Origin of the sequence: Streptomyces albireticuli (genome assembly GCF_002192455.1) — a bacterium.
In the GTDB taxonomy this organism is placed as follows: domain Bacteria; phylum Actinomycetota; class Actinomycetes; order Streptomycetales; family Streptomycetaceae; genus Streptomyces; species Streptomyces albireticuli_B.
Genome location: NZ_CP021744.1, coordinates 3,062,313 through 3,089,250, shown reverse-complemented (window position 1 = coordinate 3,089,250; position 26,938 = coordinate 3,062,313). Strand labels below are relative to the sequence as shown.

General features: G+C 72.8%; 22 protein-coding genes. 5 read left to right on the top strand and 17 right to left on the bottom strand.

Translation table 11 applies throughout. The features are described 5' to 3' along the window. Positions 1 to 84 precede the first annotated feature (84 nt). The 9 genes from SMD11_RS12995 to SMD11_RS12955 form a co-directional block, all read right to left on the bottom strand. The gene (locus SMD11_RS12995; protein ID WP_087926615.1) at positions 85 to 885 is read right to left on the bottom strand and encodes a thioesterase family protein; all 801 of its coding nucleotides are present in this window, start codon (positions 883 to 885) and stop codon (positions 85 to 87) included. Positions 886 to 942: 57 nt separating this feature from the next. Next, positions 943 to 1,833 (bottom strand): VOC family protein, encoded by an 891-nt coding sequence (locus SMD11_RS12990; RefSeq protein ID WP_087926614.1) that lies wholly within the window; start codon positions 1,831 to 1,833, stop codon positions 943 to 945. 68 nt (positions 1,834 to 1,901) lie between these two features. After that, complete coding sequence (locus SMD11_RS12985) at positions 1,902 to 3,230, bottom strand: hypothetical protein (protein ID WP_234366017.1); 1,329 nt, start codon at positions 3,228 to 3,230, stop codon at positions 1,902 to 1,904. Continuing rightward, entirely contained in the window at positions 3,227 to 4,462 is a 1,236-nt protein-coding gene (locus SMD11_RS12980) for an NAD(P)/FAD-dependent oxidoreductase (RefSeq protein WP_234366016.1), read from the bottom strand. Before SMD11_RS12980 ends, SMD11_RS12985 begins: the two co-directional genes overlap by 4 nt. Then, positions 4,459 to 5,829, bottom strand: coding sequence for a SidA/IucD/PvdA family monooxygenase (locus SMD11_RS12975; RefSeq protein ID WP_087926613.1), 1,371 nt, complete (start codon positions 5,827 to 5,829; stop codon positions 4,459 to 4,461). Before SMD11_RS12975 ends, SMD11_RS12980 begins: the two co-directional genes overlap by 4 nt. 98 nt (positions 5,830 to 5,927) lie before the next feature. Further along, complete coding sequence (gene panD / locus SMD11_RS12970; RefSeq protein ID WP_087926612.1) at positions 5,928 to 6,293, bottom strand: aspartate 1-decarboxylase; 366 nt, start codon at positions 6,291 to 6,293, stop codon at positions 5,928 to 5,930. Positions 6,294 to 6,379: 86 nt separating this feature from the next. Beyond that, complete coding sequence (locus SMD11_RS12965; RefSeq protein WP_087926611.1) at positions 6,380 to 7,948, bottom strand: class I tRNA ligase family protein; 1,569 nt, start codon at positions 7,946 to 7,948, stop codon at positions 6,380 to 6,382. Further along, positions 7,941 to 8,336, bottom strand: a complete 396-nt coding sequence (locus SMD11_RS12960) for a cupin domain-containing protein (RefSeq protein ID WP_087926610.1) — start codon at positions 8,334 to 8,336, stop codon at positions 7,941 to 7,943. Before SMD11_RS12960 ends, SMD11_RS12965 begins: the two co-directional genes overlap by 8 nt. A 1,135-nt stretch (positions 8,337 to 9,471) precedes the next feature. Further along, positions 9,472 to 10,854, bottom strand: coding sequence for an MFS transporter (locus tag SMD11_RS12955; protein WP_087930470.1), 1,383 nt, complete (start codon positions 10,852 to 10,854; stop codon positions 9,472 to 9,474). 71 nt (positions 10,855 to 10,925) lie between these two features. On the opposite strand from SMD11_RS12955, the gene SMD11_RS12950 reads away from it, so the two are divergent. Further along, the gene (locus tag SMD11_RS12950) at positions 10,926 to 11,897 is read left to right on the top strand and encodes a helix-turn-helix domain-containing protein (protein WP_087926609.1); all 972 of its coding nucleotides are present in this window, start codon (positions 10,926 to 10,928) and stop codon (positions 11,895 to 11,897) included. 6 nt (positions 11,898 to 11,903) lie between these two features. Here the strand turns inward: SMD11_RS12950 and SMD11_RS12945 are convergent, their stop codons facing one another. Continuing rightward, positions 11,904 to 12,344, bottom strand: a complete 441-nt coding sequence (locus SMD11_RS12945; RefSeq protein ID WP_087926608.1) for a GNAT family N-acetyltransferase — start codon at positions 12,342 to 12,344, stop codon at positions 11,904 to 11,906. A gap of 274 nt (positions 12,345 to 12,618) precedes the next feature. Here SMD11_RS12945 and SMD11_RS12940 point away from each other — a divergent pair, with 274 nt between their 5' ends. Beyond that, positions 12,619 to 13,092, top strand: a complete 474-nt coding sequence (locus SMD11_RS12940; protein WP_159395290.1) for a hypothetical protein — start codon at positions 12,619 to 12,621, stop codon at positions 13,090 to 13,092. Between the two features lie 573 nt (positions 13,093 to 13,665). On the opposite strand, the gene SMD11_RS12930 is transcribed toward SMD11_RS12940, so the two are convergent. The 5 genes from SMD11_RS12930 to SMD11_RS34905 all read right to left on the bottom strand — a co-directional run bounded on the left by SMD11_RS12930 (position 13,666) and on the right by SMD11_RS34905 (position 21,466). After that, the gene (locus tag SMD11_RS12930) at positions 13,666 to 18,531 is read right to left on the bottom strand and encodes a putative T7SS-secreted protein (protein ID WP_234366015.1); all 4,866 of its coding nucleotides are present in this window, start codon (positions 18,529 to 18,531) and stop codon (positions 13,666 to 13,668) included. After that, positions 18,528 to 19,121 (bottom strand): hypothetical protein, encoded by a 594-nt coding sequence (locus tag SMD11_RS12925; protein WP_087926605.1) that lies wholly within the window; start codon positions 19,119 to 19,121, stop codon positions 18,528 to 18,530. Before SMD11_RS12925 ends, SMD11_RS12930 begins: the two co-directional genes overlap by 4 nt. After that, entirely contained in the window at positions 19,118 to 19,489 is a 372-nt protein-coding gene (locus SMD11_RS12920; RefSeq protein WP_159395289.1) for an SseB family protein, read from the bottom strand. The genes SMD11_RS12925 and SMD11_RS12920 overlap by 4 nt, the downstream gene beginning before the upstream one ends. Before the next feature lie 112 nt (positions 19,490 to 19,601). Then, positions 19,602 to 21,152, bottom strand: coding sequence for an alpha/beta hydrolase (locus SMD11_RS12915; RefSeq protein ID WP_087926603.1), 1,551 nt, complete (start codon positions 21,150 to 21,152; stop codon positions 19,602 to 19,604). Between the two features lie 170 nt (positions 21,153 to 21,322). Beyond that, entirely contained in the window at positions 21,323 to 21,466 is a 144-nt protein-coding gene (locus tag SMD11_RS34905) for an SCO1431 family membrane protein (RefSeq protein ID WP_107421949.1), read from the bottom strand. 276 nt (positions 21,467 to 21,742) lie between these two features. Here SMD11_RS34905 and SMD11_RS12910 point away from each other — a divergent pair, with 276 nt between their 5' ends. Then, positions 21,743 to 23,188, top strand: a complete 1,446-nt coding sequence (locus SMD11_RS12910; protein ID WP_234366014.1) for an amidase — start codon at positions 21,743 to 21,745, stop codon at positions 23,186 to 23,188. A gap of 274 nt (positions 23,189 to 23,462) precedes the next feature. On the opposite strand, the gene SMD11_RS35875 is transcribed toward SMD11_RS12910, so the two are convergent. Both SMD11_RS35875 and SMD11_RS12905 read right to left on the bottom strand, forming a co-directional pair. Then, entirely contained in the window at positions 23,463 to 23,627 is a 165-nt protein-coding gene (locus SMD11_RS35875; RefSeq protein ID WP_199843867.1) for a hypothetical protein, read from the bottom strand. Between the two features lie 240 nt (positions 23,628 to 23,867). Beyond that, positions 23,868 to 24,569 (bottom strand): FadR/GntR family transcriptional regulator, encoded by a 702-nt coding sequence (locus tag SMD11_RS12905; protein ID WP_087926601.1) that lies wholly within the window; start codon positions 24,567 to 24,569, stop codon positions 23,868 to 23,870. A gap of 138 nt (positions 24,570 to 24,707) precedes the next feature. On the opposite strand from SMD11_RS12905, the gene SMD11_RS12900 reads away from it, so the two are divergent. Together SMD11_RS12900 and SMD11_RS12895 are read left to right on the top strand one after the other, a co-directional pair. Next, complete coding sequence (locus SMD11_RS12900) at positions 24,708 to 25,250, top strand: gluconokinase (protein ID WP_087930468.1); 543 nt, start codon at positions 24,708 to 24,710, stop codon at positions 25,248 to 25,250. Between the two features lie 31 nt (positions 25,251 to 25,281). Continuing rightward, positions 25,282 to 26,679 (top strand): GntP family permease, encoded by a 1,398-nt coding sequence (locus SMD11_RS12895; RefSeq protein WP_087926600.1) that lies wholly within the window; start codon positions 25,282 to 25,284, stop codon positions 26,677 to 26,679. Positions 26,680 to 26,938 lie beyond the last annotated feature (259 nt).

Here is a 26,938-nt window from a genome sequence, read left to right as displayed (position 1 = left end):
CCCAGCCCGTCCGGCGCCTGAGGACATTCGGGAAGGGGCGGGGTGGGGAAAAGCCCCGCCCCCAACCCCCGCCGCCAACGAACGTCACCGCTCCGCGACAAGCAGCGTCTGCACCACCCGCCCGCAATCCCCCTCCGCGTCGTCCAGCCGCCCCACCGCCAGCCCCGACCCCGACGGACTCGCCGATGTCGCCGCGCTCAGGCAGAGCCATTCGCCCACCGGATCGCGGTGGAGGGCCAGCGTGACGTCCGTGTTGATGACGAGACGCCGTGCGTGGTCGAGTTCGAAGGCGACGGCCCAGTTGCTGTCGGCGAGGGTGAGGGCGCGGGTGAGGGGGGTGTCGGGCTCGCCCGCGACGAGGGGGACGCGCTGGCGGGCCCAGGCGACGCCCGGGCCCGGGGTGTCGAAGCCGCCGGAGACGAAGCGCCACTCCATCGCCGAGACGTAGCCGTCGAGATGGGCGCCGGTGATGCCGTGCGGTGGCTGCGGGCCCGGCAGGGGCGGCGGGGTCGGTTCCGGGCGGAGGGCGGGCGTGTCCTTCGGGCTCTCGGCCACCCGCCACGCCCGTGCGAGCATGACGGTCCGGCCGCCCGCGCTGACCTCGCCCTCGACGAGCTCCGTGCGCCGGCCCCCGCGGACCGTGCGCACGTCGACCCGGAGTTCGCCGACCGGCACCGGGTGCGGGATCTCCAGCGTCACGCGCGCGACCCGGAAGCCCTCCCGGGCCTCGTGCCGTTCCAGGGCGCGCCCGAGGAGCGCCGACGGCGGCCCGGCGTGCTGGGCGTCCGGGCTCCACGGGCCGGCCGTGGCGCTCGTACTCTCGTAACGACCGTCACCCACGCGCCGGTAGAAGGACTCGGGCAGACCCACCGCGCCAGACGTCATCAACGCTCCTCAGCAGTCCCAACGGCCCCTAGGGCCACCGTCATCACCCGCACCGTCTCAGGACCGGCGCCCCGCCGCCGCGGCGGGGTCCGGAAACCCCTCCCAGACCTCCGCCGACACCCCGCTCGCGAGCGGCATCAGCGTCCGGCCGCTCACCGTCCGGCCGGAGTGCCGGCCCGTTCCCGCCAGCGCGGCCACCTTCTCCGCCGAAGGCGCCAGCAGGGCGAACGAGACGGGCTCGGCCGGCCCGTCGTGGGCCACCAGCAGCAGGTTCCCCACGAGCACCGGCCCGGCGCCGCCGTCCGGGCGGCCCGGCAGCACACCCGTCTCGGCCTCCGCCTCCAGCGCCGTCTCGTAGAACCGCACGGCGTCCGCGAAGCGTTCCGCCGGCACCGCGCAGCGCGGGAGCAGCCGCACGCCCGTGGCCACCGGCTCCGGCACGGCCGTCCCCGGGCGCGGGTCGGGCCGCTCGCCCGGCCGCGGCCGGTGCTCGACGAGCTCCGCGAGCAGCCCGTCCGGGTAGCGCACCCGGGCCCGCGACCCCGGCAGGATCGTCTCGACGGGCTCCAGCACGCTCGTCCCCGTACGCTCCAGCAGGGCGAGCTGGCCCGCCAGCGACGGCACGATCAGCGAGTACGCCGTCCGCCGCTGTACCGGCGTGAACGGCCGCTCGCTGGCGATCAGCAGGAGGTTGCCCACCGCCGCCAGTTCGAGCCCGCCGAAGTCGGGGATCGGCATGCGCAGGTCGGCCGGGACGCCGAGGAGACGCTCGTAGAACACGATCCGGTCGTCCAGGTCGGCGAGGTCGATCAGGGACCTGGCCATCAGCCGCGGCCGGTCCAGGACCGACGAGTCGGGCCACGTCCGGAACCACCGGTCCGCGACCGTCGGCGGCGGTACGGCCGGGCCTCCCGGCAGGGTGCTCCCCGGTACGGCGCTGTCGGGCATGCTCGTCTCTCCTTCTCGTCGTGTCCGTGATTCCCGTCCGCCCGCCCGGCCCGGTCGGCGAAGTTCGCTCAACCCGCCCACCAGGCCTCCGCCCGCAGCCCCCACGCCGCGAACTCCTCCGTGACCGCGCCCCGCAGCGACCGCGCGTCGCCGAAGTGGTCCGGCATCCCCGTCACGGTCACGGTCAGCCGCTCCCCGGCGCGCACCAGGCACAGCGACGCGCGCAGCCCCGCCCGCTCCGGTACGACGCCGGGCACGTTCATCGTGCGCAGGGCCGTACGGTCCGCGCGCTGGCCCGCGAACCGGGCCACCCCCTCCGGCAGTTCGCCGAAGTTGGACGCGACCACGTCCGTGGCCTGCGAACCGGGCGCCTTGAGCCGCCCGGCGTACCGGCCCGGCAGCAGGTGCCACAGCGGTTCCGGTACGAGCGTCGTGCTGTGCTCGCCCGAACCCTCCAGCGCGGCCTTGGTCTCCAGCCGGGTCCGCCGCAGGTCCGTGTGCTGCGGCTCGCCCGCCGGGACCGCCAGCGGGACGACGACCAGGGCGTTGGCCCGCAGGTCGGCGGGGCCCCGCCGCAGGTTCACCGGGACCCCGACCCGCAGCGGGGCGCGGCCGGCCCGGGGCACCCGGGCGCGTACGAGGTTGGCGGCGATCTCGACGAACAGGCTGTTCGCCGTGCCACCGTGGGCCCTCGCCCGCTCCTCCCACGCCGCCGCGTCCAGGTCGAAGAACGCGGTCGTGAAGAAGCGCGGGTCCGAGCCGGGGCCCGCTGGCTTCGGTGCGGCGCGGAGGGCGGACACGAGGCGGGCCCGCTCCTCCCGGTCCGCGAGGGTCCGGGCCGCCCACCCCGCCAGCTCCCGTGCCGCCGCGCCCGGGGCCCGGCCCGCGTGACCGGCCGGTACGGGCCCCTCCTCGCCGAGGGCGGTGAAGATCCCGAGCCCGTCGGAGCGGAAGTGCGGCACGGTGAGCGAGACGAGCGAGCCCGCCCCGTACGGCGCCGCCGCGAGCCGCCACAGCGCCGAGGAGCCGGCCGGGAGCGGCGCGCGGACCTGCTCGTCGAGCCAGTCCGGCACCGTGTCGTCGGTCAGCGCCTCGGCGCGGTGCCGCGGCGGCTCCGTGTTGTGCGCGGGGACCCAGGTGCGGCGGCCGCCCGGGATCCGGGCCGGAGCGGGGCGGCGGCTGAGCCTGCCGCGGTCGAGCCGGTGCCACTCCTCCCGCAGGGCCTCCGGGGACACCGGGGCCGGGAGCCGCCAGAGGACCTGCACGACGCGGGACGAGCCGAGGGCCCGCTCCGCGCCGAGGAGCATCTCGTCGGTGGGGTTGAGGCGGGCCGCGCCGGGCCGGGCACGGAACCGGCCGGGACGGGGCCGCCACACCCCGCCCGCGCCCGGCGTCACGCGAGCACCTCGCGGAGCAGCCCCGCCGCGTACCGCCCGGCCGCCGGGGCCTGCTTGAAGCCGCCGCCGTTCCAGCCGGTGGCCGTGACCAGCCCGTACGGGTCCGGCCAGGCCGTCACCGTGCCCATGTCGCCGGGCGCGAGGGCGTCGTAGGCGGTGACCCCGCCGACGAGGTCCGCGTCGGCCAGCCCGGGGTACCGGTGACGCGCCACGGCCCGTACGCGCTCCTCCTCGGCGGCGGGGACGCCCCGCGTCACCGCCGGGGGGACGTCGCGCGCCGGGGACGGCACCCCGGCCAGCACGGCCGTGCCGTCGTCCCACCGGCGCAGCCAGCCACCGGTCGTGGAGTCGAGCACGGCCGGCAGCGGGCCGGGGGCGCCCGCGCCGCCGGTCTCCCGGCCGCGCGGTGCGAACACGCAGAAGCTCACCGACCGGGTGCGCAGCGGCAGTTCCACGCCCGCGGTCCGCGCCAGCTCCGTGCTGTGGACCCCCGCGGCGAGCAGTACCGCGGGGGTGGTCACGAGGCCGGCGGTGGTGCGGACGCCCGTCACGCGCGAGCCCGCGGTGACGATCTCCAGCGCCCGTACCCCGCCGAGGAAGGTGACGGAGTCGGCGTCGCGCAGCATCGCCTCGGCCGTCTCCCGCGCGGGCAGCCAGCCGGCGCGGGGCTCGTACACGCCGGTGAAGCCCTCGGGGACCGCGAGGCCGGGGAACGCCCGGGAGATCTCCCCGGCGTCCAGGATCTCCGCCCCGTGGCCGGTGGCCCGGACCCGCTCGACGCCTTCCACCGCCCGCGCGGTGTCGTCCGCGCCGAACAGGGTGAGGCTGCCGTCCTCGCGCACGGCGGGCCAGCGGCCGTGGTCGCCGCGCCGCAGGTAGCGGTCCAGCCCCTCCGCCGCCCAGGAGTGGGCGGCGGAGGAGAGGTCGAGCGCCCGGACCAGCCCGCCGGACGCCCCGGTCACGCCGCCCGCCGGCCCGCGCTCGTCGATGACGACGACCGAGAGGCCGTGGGCGGAGAGGCGCTCGGCGGTGGCGAGGCCGATGATCCCGCCGCCGATGACGGCGACGTCGGCGGCCGTGACGCGGGCGGTCGTGACGCCGGCCGTGGCGGCCTCGGGTGTGACGCCGGCGTGACGACCGTCAGAGGCTGCGGCGCCGGTGCCCGCGTCACGACCGTCGGAGGGCGCACCACCGGCGGCGACGCCGCCGGTGGCACGGTCGGGCGTCGTCACCGGAGCGCCTCGTCCCGCAGCCGCTCCCCGGCGACGAGTCCGTCCGCCGGGAGCCCGCCGTCCCGCTCGGGGACGACGTCCGGTTCGAGCATGAGGGACTCGACGATGTCGGTGGACCGGGCGGAGAGCACCGCCAGGGCCCCCGCGTCCCCCATGCCGTGGCTCGCCTCGCACAGACCGTTGAGGTACAGGCGGAGCGGGCGCGGCCCGTAGGACTGCCGCACCGGCACCGAGTAGTCGCGCGCCACGGCCGGCAGCCCGTAGTCGTTCAGCGCGAGCCGGTCGGCCACGCCCTCCAGCAAGGGGTGGTAGTGCTCGTCGTCGGGCCCGAGGCCGAAGTCCCGGAAGCCCGTCGCCAGGATCACGACGTCGGCGTCGTAGGCGCTGAGCGTCCCGTGGTTGACGTCGCGCACCGTGAGCCGGTTGACGGCGCCGCCCGCGTGCGGGGTGACCTCGGCGACCTCGGAGAAGGTCAGCATGCGCAGCCGGTCCGAGCCCATCAGCTCGTACTCGTGCTGCACACTCGCCAGCCGGTCGATCACGTCCTGGTCGCACGCCGCGTAGTTGATCGAGCGCAGCTCCGCGCGGATCCGCTGCTTCGCCTCGCTCGGGAGCGGATAGAAGTAGTCGATGAACTCCGGGAGGAACACCCGCCTGCTGTACGGGCTGGTGTCCTTGAGCCGGAATCCGATGCCGCGCTGGACGGACACGACCTGCCCGACGTCCGGCCGGTTGAGGAGGTCGAGCACGATCTCGATCGCGCTCTGGCTGCCGCCGACGACCGCCACCTTGAGGTCGCGGCCGTTCAGGCGGCGCATGGAGCTGAGGTACCGGGTCGCGTGGAAGACGGAGGGCCCCAGGCTGCGCTGGAACACCGCCGGGATGCGCGGCGACCGCCCGGTGCCGATGACGACCTTCTCGCCCAGGTACTCCCGGCCGCTGCCGGTCTCCAGCCGGAACACCTCACCGGCGGGGGAGTCCACCACGGAGAGCCGCGTCGCCGACTCGCCGTAGTCCACCGACCCGCGGAACGCGTCGGCCACCCAGCGCAGATAGCCCGCGTACTCCCGGCGCAGCGGGAACTTGGCGTTCAGGTGGAGGTAGTCGGTCAGCCTGCCCTGCGAGGCCAGGTAGTTGACAAAGGTGTAGCGGCTGCCGGTGTCGCGCGGCATGGTGAGGTCGCGGAACGGATTGTTCTGGATGTCCGCGCCGGCGATCAGCTGTTCGTCCTGCCACTGGAAGTCGCCGGCCCGCTCGACGAACCGCGACCGGCCGGTCCAGCCGAGCTCCTCCAGGGTCACCGCGAGGGACAGGTTCGCCGGGCCGAACCCGACGCCCAGCACGGAGTAGATCTGTTGATCCGTCATTGCTCACGCACCTTCGGCATATCGCGTACGTAAAACGTCGGGCGGGGGCCGTCCGGCCGGCCTTTCGGCCGGCCTTCCGGCGGAAGGGTGCGCCCCGGTCATGCCGCCGTGGCGGTCTCGATGATCTTGTTGCTGTCGTCCACGTGGACGACGCGCGGCTTGTGGTTCTCGACCTCGTCCTCGGACAGCTGGCCGTAGGCGATGATGATGACCTTGTCGGCGGGCTGGACGAGGCGCGCGGCGGCGCCGTTGACGATGACCTCGTTGGCGCCGGGCGCGCCGAGGATCGTGTAGGTCTCGAACCGGGCGCCGTTGTTGACGTTGACGACGTGGACGAGCTCGTGGACGCCGATGTCGGCGGCGTCCAGCAGCTCGGGGGAGATCGTGATCGAGCCGACGTAGTTCAGGTTGCTGTCGGTGATCGAGGCGCGGTGGATCTTCGAACGCATGAAGGTGCGCAGCATGGCGGAAACCTTTTCTGTGAGGGTGTGTACGTACGTGAGGGAGAGGGTGAAGTCGAAGGGGAGCCCGTGGGCCCGGCGCCGTCCGCTCAGACGACGAGCGCGCCGAACGCCCCGGCCGGCGGGACCGCGGCGTCCCGCAGCAGCGGTGCGGCCGCGCCCGCGGGACCGGCGCCGAACGCCTCGGCCACCGCGGCGGACAGGTCCGGAGTGACCGGCCAGGCGAGCGTGCGGAGCGTCCAGAGGAACAGCAGGGCGCCGGACACGTCGCTCGCGTCGTCGGTCCGCACCTGCCCGGCCCGCAGCGCGAGCACCTCCAGGTGCAGCGCGAGCGCCTCGGCCGCCTTGCGGATGCTGAAGCCCTCCAGGTCGTACGCGGCCTCGAAGCGCCGCACGCTGGCCTCGATCGCGGTGGTCCACCACGGTGAGGGCGGTGCGTCGACGCTCCGGCCCGCGAGCCGCTCGCCGAGTGTCTCGACGATCGTGGCGAGGGGGGTGTCGAAGCGGTCCCGGAGGGTGTTGACGGCCACCTGCTCGCTGAACTCGGACTGCTGGAGCTCCGGGCTGGTCAGCGACAGGACGAACCGCGCCCGGTCCCGGCCGGCCTTCTCCAGGTACTCGCGCGCCCAGACCACGTCGCCCTTGCTGGTGGAGAACTTGCGGCCCTCCAGCAGGAAGTACTGGTTGGTGAGCGTGCGGGTGACCGGGAGCTCGACGGGCAGGCCGTGCCGGACCGCGAGCAGCTTCAGCGCGAGGTAGACGAACGCGTTGTAGAAGCCGTTGTCGATCCCGATGAACTGGACGAACTCGTCGCAGCCCGACCGCCCTTGCTCACGGACCTTCTGCGGCCAGTAGAGGTGGCCGACGTAGATCTCCGGCCAGGCGTTGACGGCCTGCGGCGGGGCGTCCGGACCGTCCCAGTCCACCTGGATGCCCCAGTCGCTGGGGTAGGTGATCGGGATGTACGGCAGCCGGCCTTCGAGGGTCCGGGCCACGACCTTCCGGAGGTCGGGCCGGAGCTCGACGTCGGAGGACCGGTACCAGTTGGTGAGCATCGACCGGTAGCGCTCCAGGTCGAGGACCCAGATGGAGACGGGACGGGTCGGCAGCGCCGTGGCGGAGTCGCTCGGCAGCAGCGCACCGGGCAGGTTGTACAGGCCGCAGGCCTCGCAGACGCCCGCCCGGGCGTGGGCGAGACAGGTCGGGCAGCGGCCCGTCACGAACGCCTCGGCCCGGTACTCCCCGGCCTCGGCGTCGTACGGGAGGTCGACCTCGCGCCGGTCGAACGCGCCGTGCTTCCACAGGTGGGTGAAGAAGTCCCGGACGAACTCCGTGTAGTCGGCGTCGGGCCGCTCGAAGAGGTCGACCTCGACGCCGGCCAGGTCCAGCGACGTCCGGACGCTGTCGAGGGCCTCCTGGATGAGGGCCTCGGGCGTCACGCCCAGCCGCTGCGCGGTGGTGACCACGTACGTCTGGTTGTCGTCGGTGCTGCACGCGTACACGACGTCGTTGCCCAGGATCTTCTGGGAACGGGCGCACACGTCGCTGGCCAGCACCGGCCCGGACAGGTGACCCAGGTGCAGGTCGCCGTTGGGGGTGGGCGGGGAGAAGCTGACGTTGACGCGGCGGGGGGCGGGGGTGGTGGTCGGCTCAGGCACGGGCCGGCTCTCCGGTCGTGGCCTGCGCGCCGCCGGTGGCCTGGTCGCCGCCGGTGGCGGGCTGGAGCCAGTAGACGCTGATGAAGGTCAGCGGCGCGTCGTCACTGGTGTTGGTGACGATGTGGGCGTTGCCGTGCGGGATGTAGATGACGTCGCCCTCGGTCACGGGGCGCAGCTCGTCACCGACCTGCACCGTGCCCGACCCGGCCGTGAAGATGAACGTCTCGTCCGTGGCGTGCGCGTGCTCCGTGCTCGACTCGTGCGGCCGGACGGTGCAGAAGGTGCTGTTCCAGGGCGGTACGACGACGCCGTCCCAGGGGTAGAGCTGGCGGACGTCGATGCCGTTCTTGCGTACGTGGCCGTCCTCGGCCGCGGTACGTACGTACATGGCGAATCCCTTTTCCTCGTGGCTCGTCGGCCGCGCCGCCGCGGGGCATGCGGGGGCGACTTCGGGGGCGGGTGACAGCGGAGGCCTTTCCGTCGGATTCCACCGCTGATGCGCATGGGGAAATTCGACGGGGCCACCGTGAGGTGATTCATCGGAATGATGGGGTGCGCGGACGCGGGCCCGTAATTCAGGGCAGGGCAGCGCCGGCTGTGGGACATCGGCCGTGACGACAGGACATCACGGGAAAGGTATTTCTCAGGCCCATGGAATGGTGGGACTGGAATGGTGGGACGAAAGAAAGGCAGCGCCGGGTGGTCGCCGTGTCTTTCCGCCATGCCCCACGCTCTGCCGAGAGGATCCGGCGGAGCCGGACCGGGGAGCGTTTCGTCGGGCGGTAAGAGAGGGAAGGGCGTTCCGGGAATCCGGTGCTCCGGGCCGGAAGGCCCATTTCACCGGCGCTGTTTCACGGTGTGCGGCGAGGACCGCGCCACCGGCCGCGTCGCGCGTGGCGATCCGTGGCGGGGCGTGCGTCGACGGTGCCGCCGACCGAGGTCACATCAGGTTGGGCCGCATGGTGAATACCCCCGTAGCTCGGGCGCCGGCGGGCGTCACCGGCTGAAGCCGGTTCGTCACCGCCGTGCCCGTCCGTGTGTGAATGTCTTCTCCAAGGACGTCACCAATCCTCCATGAAGGAGTGGGATAGGTCAACCCTGAATATTCAAGAGGGCAATCCTTGAATAGAGGCTGCTGTGACCTGCGGAAAGGCGTTGTGGAATGCCTTGTTCCGCGATTCGAATGCAGTGGGAAACTAGATGAGTGTGGGCCGCGCCACACACTCTCGCCATCGAAAGGTGGGCGGCGGGGGCGTCAAGGCCGCATAAATACCGGTCGGCCCGTCGGTTGGCCGTCGATCGAACGGTGGGGGTGAGGGTGGTGCTCCCGGCCCACGAATACCAATCGGTAACTCATGGGCTACTGATTGGTAGGTGCATGGATGTGGTGAGGGGGGAGGCGGCGAAACTCCTTACGGGGCAAAGGCATTCGCGGGGTCCCAGGGCTCGGGGGCGCCATGGGACCCCGCGGTGCGGGGGGCGAGGGGGCGGGTCCGGGGGCTGCCCGCCCTCCCGCCATGGACTCAGGCGGGCCCGTCGCCGGAGCGGACACCGCCGGCGGGGACGGGGGCGGTGCCGTCGGTGAGGACGGGGGCGGTGACGCCGGTGGGCGCGCCCGCGCCGGCCGCTGTCGCGGTCACGCCGAGGGGGCCCGTGGCATCCGCCGCGCCCTGGACACGTACGGCCCGCAGGCTCGTCCAGATCAGGGTGAGGGTGGCGAGACCCGCCGCGATGACCAGCAGCAGGCTCGCGGGGATCGCCTCCTGGAACGCGGCCAGCAGGAACGGCGCGGCGAACCCGATGTAGGAGAGCGCCTGGTAGACGGCCGTCAGCCCGGCCAGGTCCTTCGGGTGGGCCAGACGCTGCACCTCCAGCAGCCCGCACACCTGGCAGCACCCGTAACCCGCGCCGAGCACCAGCGTCCCGGCCACGACCAGCACCGGCTGCGACCACTGCGCGGCCGCCGCGGCGACGAGCAGACCGGCGACGACGATCGCCATCGACATCGCGATCAGACGGGGCTTGCGCGGGTCGTCCACCCGGCGGGCCAGCGGCTGCACGAGGATGCCCGCGAAACCGGTGAGCGCGGTGACGCAGGCGCTGAACACGAGGGCGCTGTCCCCGAGCTGGTCCTTGACCAGGCCCGGCAGATAGGCGAGGGCGACCGACGCGGAGCCGAACACCCAGGGCGCCAGGGGCATCACGACGCTGCGGAACCTGGGCTCGCGCACCGCGGACACCTTCAGCTGCCGCAGCAGGCTGTCCTGCCGCTTGGACACACAGGTCTCGGGCGTGCGCATGACCAGCGGGATGGAGACGAGCGTCAGGGCGAGGTGCGGCAGGTACGCCACCACCGTCGGCGACGGCGCCCACTGGGCGAGGGCACCGGCCACCAGGGGACCCATGGCGAAGCCCATGGTCATGGTGATCGTCGCCCGCCGGGGGCCGGGGTTCGCCTCGCGGGCGGACCCGGCGAGGGAGAGCTCCTTGATCCAGGCGGCGCCGGCGCTGAAGGCCGCGCCGCTGGCGATGCCGGAGACCACGCGGCCGGCGAAGAGCAGCCCCAGCGCGTCCCCGCCCGCGATCAGCAGCAGGCTGCCGAGCAGGGAGATGAACAGCGCCGGGAGGATCAGCCGGCGGCGGCCGTACCGGTCCGAGACCGGACCGCCGAGCAGCAGGCCCGGGACCAGCCCGATGGCGTACAGACCGAAGGTGGCCTGCACGGTCGCGGCCGAGAGGCCGAGTTCGGAGCGGTAGAGCAGCAGCAGCGGCGCGAACTGGTTGGCTCCCCAGCCCACCGCCGCCACGGCGACCCCGGCGCGCAGCCAGGCCCACTTGTCGATGGCCGGCGGCGGCCCGGCACTCCCCGCCGGGGTGTCGCGGTAAGTCAACGCGTGCTTGGTCATGCCCACATGCTGGCGACTTCCCGCCCCTCGCCACGAGCGTCCGGAACGACAAGATGCGTACAGTTACGGACATGGCTTCTGTAGCGTTAGCCGTCACCGACGGCATGCCCCTGCTGGAACTGGCGGCCGCCTGCGCGATATTCGGCACCGAGCGGCCCGATCTCGTCGACACCTGGTACGACTTCACCGTCTGCGCCCCGGCCGGCGCGCAGGTCGGGGGCTGGTTCCACGCGGACACCCCGCACGGCCTCGACGCGCTCGCGGCCGCGGACACCGTCATCGTCCCCGCCTGCCACGACGTCGAGGCGCCCCCGCCCGCCGACCTGGTCGACGCCGTGCGCGCCGCGCACGAGGGCGGCGCGCGGGTGGCCTCCATCTGCACCGGCGCCTTCACCCTGGCCGCCGCCGGCCTGCTCGACGGGCGGCGCGCCACCACGCACTGGCTGCACGCGGACCTGCTGGCCGCGCGCTATCCCGGCGTCGAGGTCGACCCCAGGGTGCTGTACATCGACGAGGGCTCCGTCCTCACCTCGGCGGGCCGGGCCGCCGGGATCGACCTGTGCCTGCACCTGGTCCGCACGGACCACGGCACGGCCGTCGCCAACGCGGTGGCCCGCCGGCTCGTCGTCGCGCCGCACCGCTCGGGCGGCCAGGCCCAGTTCATCGCCGCCCCCGTGCCGCCCGACAACGGGCCGGGCCTCGCCGAGGTGCTGGCCTGGGCCCTCGAACGGCTGGACCAGCCGCTGACCGTCACCGACCTGGCCCGCCGCGCCCACATGAGCTCGCGGAACCTCGGCCGGCACTTCACGGCGGTCACCGGCACGACGCCGTTGCAGTGGCTCCTGACACAGCGCCTGCACCGCGCGCAGGAGCTCCTCGAAAGCACCGACGACAGCGTCGACCACATCGCGGCCCGCGTCGGGATGGGCAGCGCGGCGACGCTGCGCCGCCACTTCAACCGCGCTTTCGGAGTGCCTCCGGACACGTACCGCCGCACGTTCCGCGCCGACCCGCGGCGGGAGGAGGTGGCGTACGCGGGGTGACGTCCGTCAGCGCGGCAGCTCGATCTGGTACCGCAGGAAGCCCTTGTTGACGGCCACCTTCTCGTACAGGCTCCGCGCCGTGGCGTTCGTCTCGTGCGTCATCCAGTACACCCGCGAACACCCGCGCTGCTTGGCCCAGTCGACCACGGCCGCGATCAGCGCCTCGCCGACACCCTTACGGCGCGCCTCCGGCCCGGTGAACAGGTCCTGGAGATAGCACACGTCCGGGCCGGAGGTGTTGGCGTGCACGAAGAAGTGCGTGATCCCCACGAGCTTCCCGTCCACCTTCGCCCCGAACGCGTGCATCCGCGTGTCGGCCTGGAACTCGCTCCACGACGTGTCGTACATCGCCTGCGGCTCGTCGCGCTCGTAGAAGTCGATGTACGCGCGGAACAGGGCCTCCCAGGCCTCTCTGTCGGCCGGCGTGAGCTTTCCGATCTCAACCATGCTGCACCTCCGAGGTACTTGCGGGTAGGGGCCGTCGTTACTGGTGGTCACGTACGACGCGGAAGATCACCATCTAACGGGCGGGGGTGGGGGCGGTAGGGGGTATGACGGGCATCACAGGGCGCCGCCCCTGGCGGGCAGACCGGACGGGGAGTCTGTTTTCGGGACGGTACCCCAAATGACGTGCGTAAACGCCCCTCTGGGAGGCTGAGGCCGTTCGGCTTCATCGACACGTAGGGGAGAGGTCGAGATGCGGTGGCATGCCCTGGGGCTCGTGGGCGCGCTGGTCGTGGGGGCGTCGCTCACCACGACCGGATGCGCGAACTACTTCGGCTGCGGAGTGGAGGGCAAACGCCCGGCGGGGCTCACTCGGGAGGATCTGATCGGCGCCTACGCGGCGGATCCGTTCGGGAGGGTCGAGCTCAAGGCGGACGGGACGTTCACCGCGAGCGACTGGCCGGAATTCAACTATCCGGACGATCCGAGGCGTGCGGGTGGGGGCGCGGGGACCTGGAGGCTGGAGCCGGCGGGAGACACCGCCATCGTGGGCGACGACGTCGAGTTGTCCTTCGAGGGCAAGGCATTCAACGGTGCCGGGTGGAAAGCGAAACCCGAGGCGTTTCGGCAGACGTACAGCGGCTTCGGCTTCGATGTCGCAGGCACCCGCGAGGGGCCGCGCATGTACCGCTACGCGGAGGACCCGGACATCTGCGAGCTGCACGTCTTGCGGCGGGCGAAGTCGGAATAGCACGGGGCGGGGCGGCATGACCGGAGTTCCTGGTGTGGACATGATTCCGGTGTCCTGGGTTCTGCGGCGGCCGCCAGGCGGCATCCCCAACTTCGGGCAGTCGGCGCACCCAGCATCGGACCCTTCTTGAGGGTGTATCCCGCGGCTGGGCCGGAAGCTGTACCGGCTGCCCGTCTCTCCTTCGGTCTCCTTTGCTCGACCAGCTGGGCTCGGTGGAGTCCGGCTTCTGGTGGCGTCTTCCTTGCGAGGAATTCAGAAACCCCGGTGGAGTACACAATTGGGGCTGAGATCTGCCTCGGTAAGGAACTCTTTCAGTGTGTCGGCCGGCTCGCAGCTGCCGATTGCGGTCAAGATGAACCCTGGGCTGGGCGCGTTTTCGACCTCCCGGACCAAGGCCGCGAGCGTTCCATTGTTCAAGGTGAAGGCGAAAGTGAGCCATGGTCCGAGATCGTCATGCGACAGATCGTGGGATCCCCACCTTGCTGCAGCCTGCTCCAGCGTGATGTCCAGTTGGGCCACGTACCTCTGAGGAGATCCGTGAAAGCGCTGTGCGTCAATTCGTCTCAAGTCTCGCTACCTTACCTCGGTGACATAGGCCGGGATGGCTCCGAATTCCTCACCATTATGCTGGAACCCTATGACGCCCGGCTCGCGCCCCAACTCCCAAGCTGCGTATCCTGGAGGGGTGTTCCTTTCAGGCTTCGGTGCGACGGATGTGTAGAATTCAAAGCTCCCTGATGGGGCGCCGTCGGGAAGCGGGCCCCGGTGGGCCTGAGGCATGGGATTTCCTCCCCAGCGTGATTCTCGTCCCCATAGCTGCCCGGAATCGATCACCTGCTGAGTTACTTCGCTAGTCTGAGTCGGGGACCCGAGCCTATGGAAAGGGCCGTAAAGTTCTGCCACCTCTCCGATGCCCGGCCTTGCGGGCTCCAACATCGGGGGCTGCCTATTGTATGCCGCCTCTGGTGCGCTGGCGGAATTATCTTGTCTGCCGAACATGTTTCGCAGACGGCCTATGAACCCGGTCTTGCAAGGCGCCAGGCCCAGCGGATCCGCCCACGTATGCGGATTGTGTACATACGTAGCCGGGTTCGGAGCCGGAGACAGTCCCAAAGGATCCGGGGACGCGTAGCGCCCCGTCTCCGGGTCGTAATGCCGGTGGAAGTTGTAGTGCAGGCCCGTTTCCGGGTCGAAGTACTGGCCCGGGAAGCGGAGCGGGGTGTAGGCCGGGCTGTCCGTGGGCCAGGTGGTCGTGCCCCAGAGTGTGGAGCGGCTGCGCCAGGCGATCTCGCCCTGTTCCGTGACGAGTTCGCTCGGTGCGCCCACCAGGTCCGTGACGATGGCGAAGAAGCGGCTGTCGATCTCCTTCTGGGGGGCGTCCGCCGCCGATATTCGTTCCGTCTGCGCGATCGGGCGCAGGCCGTCGTGGTCCCACGTCAGGGTCACCGGAGCCGGGCAGTCGGCCGTGGTCGTCGTCTGCTCGGCGAGCGTGGCGCTGTCCCAGGTGAAGGTCACCTCCTCGGCCACCGTGCCCGACTCGGTCAGGCGCTGTTTCGCGATGCGGCGGCCCAGCGGGTCGTAGCGGTACCGCCACCGCGTGCCGTCCGGCGTGGTCACCGACCTCAGCCGGTCCTCCGCGTCCCACTCGTACCGCCAGGTGTCCGGTTTGCGGGACAGCCGCGGCTTGCGGCGGACGACGATCCGGCCCAGCGCGTCGTGCTCGTAACGGACCTTGCCCGCCCGGGTGATGCGGGTACCGGTGTACGAGCGGGAGCCGAGCGACTCCTGGCTCGCGTGGGACGCGGGCCAGGCCGCTTCCGTCTGGTTGCCCGCCGCGTCGTAGGCGTACCGCTCGGACCAGCCCGCCCCGGTAACGGACGTCACCCGGCCCACGGGGTCCAGCGCGAAGGCGCGGGCGCCGGCGAGGTGGTCGTCGACCGAGGTGAGGTGCCCGTCCGGGCGGTACGTGTACGCGCGGGACTGCACGCGGTCCGCGTCGTCCTTCAGCAGGCGTTGCTCGGTGAGCCGCCCCGCCGGGTCCCAGGCGTGCGTCAGCGTCAGCGCCTCACCGAAGTGCCGCGCGACCTCCCGCCCCGCCGGGTCGTGTTCCATCGTGAACGTGTGGCCCGAGGCGGTCGCCGACGCGCGGCGGCCGGCCGCGTCGTACGTCCAGGCGCTGACCGCCCCCGTCGGCGTGACCCGGCGGGTGCGGCGCCCGAGCCTGTCGTAGGCGTGCGTCAGCGTGCGGCCGTCGCAGGTCTCCGACTTGACCCGGCCCAGGCGGTCCCGGCCGAAGACGAGCGTGGCGTCCGGCCCCACCGCCTCGACGAGCCGCCCGGCCGCGTCGTGCGCGTACGTCGTGACCGCACCGGCCGCGTCCTTCCGCACGACCCGGCCGAGCGCGTCGTGCTCGTAGGCGATCACCTGCTCCAGATCGTCCGTACGGGAGACCAACTGCCCCGCCGCGTCATGCGCGTACGCGAGGGTGCGGCCGTCGAAGTCGGTCTCAGCGGTGAGCCTGCCCGCGCCGTCGTACGTATAGCTCCACGTCAGCCCCTGCGGGTTCGTCACCCCCAGCAGCCTCAGCCGCGTGTCGTGCGCGAACTCGTACCGCGCCCCGTCCGGGCCGGTCCGCGCGGACAACCGGTCGAAGTGGGTGTACTCGGAGCGGGTGACGCCGCCCGTCGCGTCCGTGTGCGCGACGCAGTTGCCCTCGCCGTCGTACGTCCAGGTCTCCTCCGCGCCGTCCGCCGCCACCCGCCGGACGAGCTTGCCCTCGACCGACCACCACAGCCGGGTGGTCGCCCCGAGCGGATCGGTGATCGCGGTGACGCGGCCGAAGGCGTTCCGGCGGTAGGTCGTCACCCCGCCCAAAGGGTCGGTGATCTCCACCGGCAGCCCCGCACGGTCGCACCGCACGCGCGTCACGTCGCCGACGGCGTTCGTCACCGACGCCGGGTGCCCGTACGCGTCGTAGCCGAACAGAGTGACCGAGCCCGCCGGGTCGGTGACCGAGGTGCGGCGGCCGTCGGCGTCGAAGGTCTGGTGGTGGACGGAGCCGTCCGGAGCGGTCAAGGTCCCCGGCCGGCCGCCGGCGTCGTACGAGACCGAGGCCGTCCGGCCGTCGGGGCGGGTCACCGAGAGCGGCCGGCCGTCCTCGTCGTAGCGGAACTCCGTCGTCCGGCCGAGTGCGTCGGTCCGGGAGAGGACGCGGTTCCAGCGGTCCTGGCGGGTGAGGACGGTCGCGCCCGCCGGGTCGGTCTCGGCGACGACCTGAAGGGCGTCGTTGACGGTGTAGCGGCTCGTGGCGCCGAGGGAGTCCGTCAGAGTGGTGACGCGGAGGCCCGTCGCGGGGTCACGCTCCCCGTACTCCAGGGAGCACCGCATGTGGCCTTCGTCGCCCGACTCGAAGACGCAGCGGTCCTCGTCGTCGTACGCGTAGACGTAGCGGCTGTCGTTACGGTCCGTCCACGAGGTGATGCGGCCGCGTTCGTCATAGGTGAAGCGGAGGGGCAGACCGGAGGAGTTGACGACGTCCGTCAGGTCGCCGTCCGTGTATCCGTAGCGGATCAGCTCCGCGTCGGTGTCGCCCGGCCCGCCGCCCTCCAGGTGCAAGGCGGTGATCCGGCCGGCCTCGGTCGTGATGCGCACGCGGTAGCCCGCGTCGTGGGCGACGGCCGTCGGGGTGCCGTCCGGGTCGTACTCGAAGGTGATCCGGTGACCGTCGCGGTCGGACACCTGGTCCAGCAGGGCCGGCCCGGCGCCGTACGGGGTGAAGTGCCAGGTCCGCCCGGTGAGCGGATCGGTGACGGCGTACCCGCCGGCCCCGCTGCTCGTGAGCGGCCAGCGGGGGCCCTCGGACGGGAGGGTCGGGACGCCGGGTGCCGGGTGGGGGTAGGCCATCAGCATGCCGTCCGCGCGGACGAGGACCACGCCTTCGGCGTCGATCTCCAGCCGCTCGTCGGCGGTGCTCGCCCACGACGGGCCGAACCAGCGGCCCGCCCGGTAGCCGGACTCCGCCTGCCGCTGGAAGACCAGCGGCAGCGCGCCGGGCAGCGCGACGTCCGTCTGCGGGAGGAACATCCGCCCGGTGGCGAGGTTGACGGGGTCGGTCGGGCCGGTGCACTTCTGGCTGTTCCGCTGGCCGCCCGCCTTCGGGTCGCTCTCCACCTGCCGCCGCGCGGCGGCCCCGCTCTCGGCGGCCTCCGTGCCCGTCCTCCGGCCGCCGCTGCCGACGAGGCCCTCCGCTCCCTCCCGCGCCCCCGTGGCCAGCGCGCGCCGGCCGGCGCCCGCCCCCGCGCCCGCGCCGCCCGTGCCCAGCGCCGAGGCCAGGTCGAGGGAGAGCCGGCCGGTGGCCTCGCTCGGGTCCTTGCCCCAGCCGTCACCGAGCAGCACCTGCGGTGTGCGCTCCGGATGGTTCCCGAGAGCGGCGAGGCCGGCGATCGTGGTGTCCAGGTGGTCCAGATAGGCCGCGGGGTGGGTGAGGTTGTACGGGTCGATCGGATTGACGCCGCGGACGAACTTCACGACGCCGCCGGCGCCCTTGACGACGCCGCCCGCGAAGTGGTTGCCCTCGATGACGGACGCCGTCCGGAAGTCGGCGAAGTCCTGCGAGAGCCGGTCCGTGAAAGCGGCCTTCCTCGGCGCGTGCGCCAGGGCCCCCTCGACCGCTTCCCGCGCCTTCCCGGCGGCGGAGTCCCGCTGCGACCGGGCGCGGGCCAGGATCTCCCGGGCCTCCTTGACCTTCGCAGCTCCCGGGTCGCTGAACTCCCCGGGCCGGGCCGGGCGGGCGCCCGGGTCCTTGCCGGCCGCGAGCTTGGCGTTGTACGTGTCCGCCGCGTCGTTGTAGGCCTCCACCAGCGCCTTGTGCGCGTCGGAGGCCTTCTTCGTGGCCGCCTTGCCCTCCTTGTAGGCGGCCACCGCCTCCTTGGCCTGACCTTGCGCCCAGGTCACGGTGTCCGCGTAGGAATCCAGGGCCTTGTACGCCTTCTCGCACGCGTCGGCGGCGTGCAGCCACTGCGTGGGGTGCATCTCGAACTTCGCCCGAAACGTTTCCGCGCTCTGTCCGCGCCAGTGGCTCGCGTCCAGGGCCCTCATCCCCTTGCCGACGCGATCGAAGGCGGCGTGGAAGTCCTTCAGGTGCCCGGCGGAGGCCCGGATCTCCTTCGCGCTGCCGTGGACGAGCTCGTTCGCCTCCTCGGTCTGCCCGAGCTGCTGTTCCGCGATCTTCGCGCCGAGCGCGGAGCCGGTCCGGTCGCCCCAGTCCTCGACCGCGTCGGCGGCGCCGTGGAACCCGATGTGCTCCAGACCGCCGCCGACCTGGTCCGTGGCCCAGTCGACGCCCTCGCCGACCTTCTTCTTCCCCGCGTTCCAGAGGTGTTCGCCCTTGTCGCCGACCTTGTCCACGGCCTTCTTGAACGGGTCCCAGACGCTGCTCACCGGTCCTCACCCGCGCCCGGCCGCTCCTGCGGGGCGTTCACGGCACGCCGGGCCAGCCTCGGCAACGACGGGTCGTCCTCGTAGTCCTCGACGACGCCGCTCCAGGTCTTCCGGCCGTTGTTCCAGGCGTCCGAGAACGACTTCCCGCTGTAGTCGGCCTTCGCGAAGTTGCCGTTCGCGCGGATCTCGTCCCAGGACATCTTCTCGACGTCCGCGTCGGACATGTTCGGATTGGCGCCCCAGGCCGCCCCGAACACCTTCCAGGCGCCCTCCTGGTACTTGTCCTGCTCGTAGAACAGGCCCGCCGACAGGCCCACCCGCTTGGCGAACTCGTTCCCGTCCTGGACGAGGTCGCGCACGCCCCGTTCCCAGCGCTCGCAGAACTCCTTGAACTGCGCGGCGAGCCCCTCGTGGCCCAACTGGAAGCCCGACAGGGCGATGTCCTCGAAACCGCGCCCCACATTCGCCTCGCCGATCAGGCCGAGCTCCTTGAGCTCCGCGATCGCGTCCCCCAGGCCCTTGGTGATCAGCGCCAGCGCGGTGGGGCTCGCGTCCAGCGTGCCGTCGCCGGAGGGCCCCTGCCCGCTCACAGCGCCACCGCCACGTCGTCCGGCACGATCCCCGCGACGGGCGGGAACAGCATCGGCCGCTCGCCGCCCACGTCCAGGGCCACACCCGCCGGTTCACCGAGGCCCGGCACCACCACGTCCAGGAGCCGCGCGCCGAGCACGGTGCGGTACTCCCAGTCGCGCCGCTCGCCGTGCGCCACGGCGAAACGGGCCAGGGCGGGCTCGTCGGTGAAGGCGTGGATCCACCACACACCCTCGAAGCCGGCCGTCCACAGCCCGCCTCCGTCGTCCAGCGGCACCAGTACGGCGGTCCGCCGGAACTCCCCGATCATCGCGGCGGACCGCCCCTGACCCGCGCGGACGGCGGCCACTTCATCCCATAACGCCACTGCGTACGCCCCTCCCCTTTGGGGACAGCGTAGATAACTGACGACACGTCGACACCACGGGGTGTGGTGGTGCGTGCGGGATGCGTGAGGATCGAGGGGTGGTGGTCCGGGGTTACGCGGGCTCGGCCGCGCAGACCTTGTCCTGGTCGGGGCGGGTGCCCTCGGTGAGGAAGCCGGTCACCTCGCGGTCGCCGCAGGCGTTGCCGTTGCCCAGGTAGGAGCCGTGGCCGCCCGCGTCGACCGTGATGAGGCGGGTGCGGTCGCCCAGGGCCTCGCGCATCTTCAGGGCGCCGCGGTGGGGCGTGGACGGGTCGCGCAGGTTCTGGATCATCAGGATGTTCGACGGGCCCTCCGCGGTGATGCGGGTGGGCTTCTCCGGCGCGCCGCCCTTCCAGAAGGCGCACGGGAGGATGCCCACCGGCATGCCCGCCGTGAGCGGGTGGCGGATCCGGTCGGCGGCGACGTCACGGGCGTAGGAGCCCACCGAGCGCGGCCAGTTCACGTCGTTGCAGAGCGTGGCGACCAGGACCGCCGCCTGGTCCTGCGATATGGGGCCGGCCGGCAGCGGGTCGGGCACGGTCAGCGGGCCGGTCGTGTCCCTGGCCGCGACGATCAGCGCGGACACCCTGGCGAACGTGCCCTCCTCGCCCGTCCCCTCGCTGTAAAGGGCCTGCTGGAGCGCCTGGCGGAGGCGGTTGCCCGTGAGGGGGAAGTGGCCCGCGTCCTGGAACCCGCGGGGGTTCGCGTCCAGTTTCTCCGCCACCGCGAGGAACTCCCGCCGCACGTCCTCCACCCGCCCGGCCACCCGGTGCGCCGTGTCCCGCGCGGGGTCCGCCGCCCACCGCGCGAAGTCCGGGAAGCGGTCGTCCGCGCCGGACGACATGTTCGCCGACCAGCCCCTCTCCACCCGCGAAGGGTCCGGGTCGCCGGTGCTGTCCAGGACCCAGCGGTCCGTGTGCTGCGGGTACTTCTGGGCGTAGACGGCGGCCACGTACGTGCCGTACGAGACGCCCCACGCCGACAGCTTCTCCTCGCCGAGCGCCTGCCGGAGGCGGTCGATGTCGCGGACCTCGTTGGCGGTCGACATGCTGCGCAGGAGGGCGCCACCGTCACGTGCGCACGCTTGTGCGACGCGGCGGGCGCGGGCGACGTTCTCGGTGATGTCGCCACCCGGGCCCGGCCAGGGGCGCAGGTGGGTCAGCTCGCGGTCGTCGTCCGTGAGCCGGCAGTCCGCCTTGCTGCTGCCGCCCACGCCGCGCGGGTCGAGGCTCACGACGTCGTACGCCCCGCCGGTACGTTCGCGCAGCTCGGCGCCCTTCCTCGCGAGCCGGTCGCGGCCGGAACCGCCCGGTCCGCCCGGGATGAGGAGGAGGGTGCCGCGGCGGGCCTCGGGACGGTCGCTGCGCAGACGGGCCACCGCGATGTCGGCCTGGGGACCGCCGGGGGCCGCGTAGTCCAGCGGTACGGAGAGCGTGGCGCACTCGCGGACGGGGGAGCGGTCGGTGCCGGATCCGGCCGGAGCCGGCTCGCAGGGCTGCCAGTTGAGGCTCGCCGTTCCCGGTTCCGGTGTCTGCGGGCGCGCTTGCGCGGGAGCCGTCAGCGCCGCGGCGCAGGCCGTCGTGGAGAGGGCGAGCAGGAGGGCCTTGCGGTGGAAAGATCGCATGGGGCAAGGGTGTTGGGTGCGGCCTCCGTTGCCCATCCGGGCAGCCGTTCCCTTAAGGGTGGGGGTAGCCCCAGGGTGGCGGAGGGGAGGTGTGAGCCCTCCTGGTTTCGGTGTGCTGTGCCCCTCGGGAAGGGGTAGGGCGCCGTGGCGTTCTTCGTTCGTCCGTCCGCTCAGATCAGCCCGAGCTGCGTGATCAGCATCGCGATCACCACCACCAGCGTCCACCCCGCCACCTGCTCGACGAGCCTGTCCTTCTCGGACGGATCGGTGGGGCCGCCCGTGCGGGCGCGGACGGCGGCCGTGGTGTCGGTCATGGTGCGTGTCCTCGGTTCTTGATCAAGTGCGGTGATCGGGCGCGGTGATCGGATGCGGTGCTCAGGTGCGGCGGCCGGATGCGGTGCTCAGGTGGTGTGGTGCGTACCGTGTGGTCCTCGCGGCGCCTCCGGCCGCCCGGAACTCCACGTTCCACCGTGCGCGCGCCACCCCCGCCCGGTAAAGGGGGAGTGGCTCACGTCACGGCCGCACCCGTCGGCCTGTTCGGGCAACTCCCGTTCCCCTACCGTGGATTGTCGGCGGGGGAGGGGGATCAGGTGACGGGGTTCATAGCCGGAGGGCTCGGGGACCAGGCGAGGGCGCTGGCCGCCGGGGAGGTCTCCTCGCGGGAACTGGTCGCGCGGGCGCTCCGGCGGATCGAGGAGACGCAGCCCGGGCTCAACGCCTTCCGCCGGGTACGGGCCGAGGCGGCCGCCGAGGAGGCCGAGGCCGCCGACCTGCGGCTGGCGGCCGGGGAGCGGCTGCCGCTGCTGGGCGTGCCGGTGGCGGTGAAGGACGACATGGACGTGGCGGGCGAGCCCACCGCCTTCGGCTGTGCCGGGGACTTTCCGCCGAAGACGGCCGACAGCGAGGCCGTGCGGCGGTTACGGGCCGCGGGCGCGGTGATCGTCGGCAAGACGAACACCCCGGAGATCGGCCAGTTCCCCTTCACGGAGGGCCTCGCCTTCGGGGTGACCCGCAACCCGTGGAGTCCCGGGCACACGCCCGGCGGCTCCTCCGGCGGGGCCGCCGCGGCCGTTGCCGCGGGGGTGGTGGCCGCCGCGCTGGGCTCGGACGGCGCCGGCTCGCTCCGTATCCCCGCGGCCTGGACACACCTCGTGGGGATCAAGCCGCAGCGCGGCCGGGTCTCGACCTGGCCGGAGCCCGAGGCGTTCCAGGGCATCACCTGCCACGGCCCCCTGGCCCGTACGGTCGCCGACGCGGCCCTGCTGCTGCACGTGGTGAGCGGCTCGCACGCCGGTGACCTGCACCGTCCCGAGCCCGTCGACGTCCTCGCGGCGGTCGGCCGGGAGCCCGGACGGCTGCGTGTCGCCCTCTCGCTGCGGCCCGCCTTCGCCGCCGCGCGCCAGTGGCTGGACCCGGCCGCCCGGGCGGCGACGCTGCGCGTCGCGGAGCGGCTGGAGGCGCTGGGGCACGAGGTGATCGAGGAGGAGCCGCGCTACGGCCCGATCGGGCTCACGTTCGTACCCCGTTCGATGGCCGGCATCCGCGAATGGGCCGACCAGGCCCCGGACCCGTCGCTCCTCGACACCCGCACGAAGGTGAACGCCCGGCTCGGGCGGCTGCTGGGCGGGCGCGCGCTGCGGGCGGCGCGGGCGGCGGAGCCGCTGCTGCGGCACCGCATCGGGGAGATCTTCGACCGCTTCGACGTGGTCCTGACGCCCAGCACGGCCGTGCCGCCGCTGCGTACGGGCGCGATGGCGCACCTGTCCACGCGGGACACGGACAGCGCGATGATCGCGGCCTGCCCGTACTCCTGGCCGTGGAACATCCTGGGCTGGCCGGGGGTGAGCGTGCCGGCCGGCTTCACGGAGGAAGGGCTTCCGCTGGGGGCGCAGCTGTTGGGGCCGGGTGGTGGGGAGCCGTTGCTGATCTCGCTGGCGGGGCAGTTGGAGGGGGAGCTCCGGTGGTACGAGCGGTGGCCGGCGGGGTTCGGGGCCGCGGGGGTGGGGGCGGGGGGTGTGCGGGTGCCGTCCGGTTAGGCGGTGGGGCGGCGCCTGCGGCGGGCTTTTCCCCAGCCCCGCCCCTTCCCGAAACCGGGGGCGAGCCCCCGGGCCCCCGGCCGGGCTACGCGCGGTGGCCTCAAGCGCCGGCCGGGCTGATTCTTCGCCTCTGTCCGCGGCCGGCTTTCCGGCCCGGTTCCGGGCGACGAATCAGCCTGTCCGGGGGCACCTCCCAGCGGTAGCCGGCGGAGCCCCGGTATCGGGAAGGGGCGGGTAGGGGAAAAGGCCCCGCGCAGCGGCACCCCCGCACCCGCTACCGCGGCGCCCCGTACGACAGAAGCAGCAGCACCCCCACCGTCACCACCGGCGCGATCACGATGAGCGCGAGCCCCGCCGGGTTGCGGTGGTTGTAGACCCAACGGCTCCCGTACCGGCGGCGGGTGAAGAGCGGCCGTTCTTCCTCGTCCTCATGGCGCATGCGGCCAGGCTACGGATGCGCGTTCGACGAGGCGATGATTTTGTCGCTTATCTGATGTGTCGTGTCGCACCCGTGCCGCAGCCGGTACGGTCCGCTGACGATTCCGCGACATCGGCGAATCACTGGCGAATCACCGGCGAACCGTCGGCGGAACACCGGCGGAACACCGGCGGAACACCGGCGGAACACCGGCGGAACACCGGCCGGACGCCGCCCGGGACGGTGGTCCTCCGCCACCGACTACGGCGCCAGGATGTCCAGTTCCGCCATCGCCCCGGCCGTGATCTCGCGTGTCAGCGCCTCCGCCCGGGCCGCGTCCCGCTCGCGTACGGCCTCGGCGACGCGTACGTGCAGGGTGACCGCGGCCGGGTCCGGGTCGGTGAACATCACCTGGTGTTCGGTGCGGCCGGTCAGGACCTCGGCGACGACGTCGCCGAGGCGGGCGAACATCTCGTTGCCGGAGGCGCGCAGGATCACGCGGTGGAACGCGACGTCGTGCACCAGGTATCCGGCCAGTTGCTGGCCGCGCGAGGTGGCGACCATGCCGAGGGCGTGTTCCGTGAGCTCCGCGCACTGCTCGGGGGTGGCCAGGCGGGCGGCGAGGCCCGCCGCCACGGGTTCGACGGCCGAGCGCAGCACGGTCAGGGAGCGCAGCTGGCGCGGCCGGTCGGCGCCGGCCAGCCGCCAGCGGATCACCTGCGGGTCGTAGACGTTCCACTCCTCGGTGGGGAGCACGGTCACACCGACCCGGCGCCGGGAGGAGACCAGGCACATGGACTCCAGGACGCGGACGGCCTCACGGATGACGGTGCGCGAGACGGCGAACCGCTCCTCCAGCTCGTCCGTGCGCAGGACCGTGCCCGGACCGTACTCGCCTGCCGTGATCGCGGGCCCGAGGGACTCCAGCACGCGCGCGTGCAGCCCCTGCCCCTGGTTTTCCATGGGGTCAGCCTACGGTTTCCCCGCTCCGCCAATTAAGTATGACTTTTAGGTCACGGGGTCTTGAATACGTCGTATCAATGAGCTTGAGTGAGCCGCGTCGCCAATGGCGTCGAGGTCGACGAGGACAACGAGGTAGCGATGCAGGCCCCCCACGCCCCGAACACCCCCCACCCCCATGAGGCCGGCCCCCGCGTCGTCGCCGTCATGGGAGTCTCCGGCACGGGCAAGACCACCATCGGCCCGCTGGTGGCCCGGGCCCTCGGCGTCCCCTACGCCGAGGGCGACGACTTCCACCCGGCCGCCAACATCGCCAAGATGTCCTCGGGCACCCCGCTCGACGACGCCGACCGCGCCCCCTGGCTGGACGCCATCGGGGCCTGGGCGCACAGCCGCGCCGGGCTCGGCGGGGTCGTGAGCTGCTCCGCCCTCAAGCGCGCCTACCGCGACCGGCTCCGCGCCGCCGCCCCCGGCATCGTCTTCCTGCACCTCACCGGCGACCGCGCGCTGATCGCCGAGCGGATGGCGGCCCGCAAGGGCCACTTCATGACCGGCCGGCTCCTGGACTCGCAGTTCGCGACCCTGGAGCCGCTCGACGCGGACGAGGCGGGCGTCGCCGTGGACGTCACGCCCGGCCCCGAGGCCATCGCCGAACGGGCCACCGCCGCGCTGCGGCGCCTCTAGCAACCTCCCCCGACCCCCTTAGGAAGCCCCCGTGAGCACTCTCAGCGTCGAGATGCTGGCCGCGGCCCCCGCCGGACCGATCACCTCGGCGGGCCATGCCCAGCTGGGCATCGCGGTCCTCGTCGGCATCGCCGTCATCGTCCTCCTCATCACCCGCCTCAAGCTGCACGCCTTTCTGGCCCTGACCATCGGCTCGCTGGTGCTCGGCGCGGCTGCGGGCGCGCCCCTGGACAAGGGCATCGCCAGCTTCACGACCGGCCTCGGCTCGACCGTCGCGGGCGTCGGCGTCCTCATCGCGCTCGGCGCGATCCTCGGCAAGCTGCTCGCCGACTCCGGGGGCGCCGACCAGATCGTCGACACGATCCTCGCCAAGGCCGGTACGCGCTCCATGCCCTGGGCGATGGTGCTGATCGCGGGCGTCATCGGGCTCCCGCTCTTCTTCGAGGTCGGGATCGTGCTGCTGATCCCGGTGGTGCTGCTGGTCGCCAAGCGCGGCAACCACTCCCTGATGCGCATCGGCATCCCCGCCCTCGCCGGTCTCTCCGTGATGCACGGCCTGGTGCCGCCGCACCCCGGTCCGCTGGCCGCCATCGACGCGATCGGCGCCAACCTCGGGGTGACCCTCGCGCTCGGCGTCCTCGTCGCCGTGCCGACCGCCGTCATCGCCGGGCCGCTGTTCTCCCGCCTCGCCGCGCGCTGGGTCGACATCGCCCCGCCCGAGAAGCTGATCCCCCAGCGGCCCTCCGAGGAACTGGAGCGCCGCCCGAGCTTCGCGGTCACCGTCGGCACCGTGATGCTGCCGGTCGTGCTGATGCTGGCCAAGGCGCTCGTCGACGTCGTCGTGGACGACCCCAAGGACCATGTCCAGCGGGTGACCGACGTGATCGGCTCGCCCCTGATAGCGCTGCTCTCCGCCGTCCTCGTCGGGCTGTTCACCCTCGGCCGGGCCGCCGGCTTCGGCCGTGACCGGCTCGCCACGACCGTGGAGAAGTCGCTGGTGCCGATCGCCGGCATCCTGCTGATCGTCGGCGCGGGCGGTGGCTTCAAGCAGACCCTCGTCGACGTCGGCGTCGGCCGGATGATCATGGACATCTCCGAGGACTGGTCGGTCTCCGCCCTGCTGCTGGCCTGGCTGATCGCCGTCGGCATCCGGCTCGCGACCGGCTCCGCGACCGTCGCCACGATCTCGGCGGCCGGTCTCGTGGCCCCGCTCGCGGCCGACATGAGCACGACGCACGCGGCGCTGCTGGTGCTGGCTGTGGGTGCGGGGTCGCTGTTCTTCAGCCACGTGAACGATGCGGGGTTCTGGATGGTGAAGGAGTACTTCGGGATGAGCGTGGGGCAGACGATCAAGACGTGGTCTCTGATGGAGACGGTGATCTCTGTGGTGTCGCTGGGGTTTGTGATGCTGTTGTCGCTGGTGCTTTAGCGCTGGCGCGGGGTGGGGGGTTGGGGCGGGTGCGGGGTGCGGGGTGCGGGCGGGGTGCGGGCGGGGTGCCGCTGCGCGGGGCTTTTCCCCACCCCGCCCCTTCCCGAACCGGGGCTCCGCCCCGGGCCCCGGTCCTCAATCGCCGGACGGGCTGAGTTGTCGCCCGGAACCGGGCCGGCAAGCAAGCCACGGACAGCGGCGAAATCCAGCCCGGCTGGGGGCACCTCCCAGCGGTAGCTGGGGGAGTTTGAGGCCACCG

Coding starts and splice junctions, on each gene's coding strand:
- SMD11_RS12995 (WP_087926615.1), bottom strand. CDS start 885: ATGACGTCTGGCGCGGTGGGTCTGCCCGAGTCCTTCTACCGGCGCGTG.
- SMD11_RS12990 (WP_087926614.1), bottom strand. CDS start 1,833: ATGCCCGACAGCGCCGTACCGGGGAGCACCCTGCCGGGAGGCCCGGCC.
- SMD11_RS12975 (WP_087926613.1), bottom strand. CDS start 5,829: ATGACGGATCAACAGATCTACTCCGTGCTGGGCGTCGGGTTCGGCCCG.
- panD (WP_087926612.1), bottom strand. CDS start 6,293: ATGCTGCGCACCTTCATGCGTTCGAAGATCCACCGCGCCTCGATCACC.
- SMD11_RS12960 (WP_087926610.1), bottom strand. CDS start 8,336: ATGTACGTACGTACCGCGGCCGAGGACGGCCACGTACGCAAGAACGGC.
- SMD11_RS12955 (WP_087930470.1), bottom strand. CDS start 10,854: ATGACCAAGCACGCGTTGACTTACCGCGACACCCCGGCGGGGAGTGCC.
- SMD11_RS12950 (WP_087926609.1), top strand. CDS start 10,926: ATGGCTTCTGTAGCGTTAGCCGTCACCGACGGCATGCCCCTGCTGGAA.
- SMD11_RS12945 (WP_087926608.1), bottom strand. CDS start 12,344: ATGGTTGAGATCGGAAAGCTCACGCCGGCCGACAGAGAGGCCTGGGAG.
- SMD11_RS12915 (WP_087926603.1), bottom strand. CDS start 21,152: ATGCGATCTTTCCACCGCAAGGCCCTCCTGCTCGCCCTCTCCACGACG.
- SMD11_RS34905 (WP_107421949.1), bottom strand. CDS start 21,466: ATGACCGACACCACGGCCGCCGTCCGCGCCCGCACGGGCGGCCCCACC.
- SMD11_RS35875 (WP_199843867.1), bottom strand. CDS start 23,627: ATGCGCCATGAGGACGAGGAAGAACGGCCGCTCTTCACCCGCCGCCGG.
- SMD11_RS12905 (WP_087926601.1), bottom strand. CDS start 24,569: ATGGAAAACCAGGGGCAGGGGCTGCACGCGCGCGTGCTGGAGTCCCTC.
- SMD11_RS12900 (WP_087930468.1), top strand. CDS start 24,708: ATGCAGGCCCCCCACGCCCCGAACACCCCCCACCCCCATGAGGCCGGC.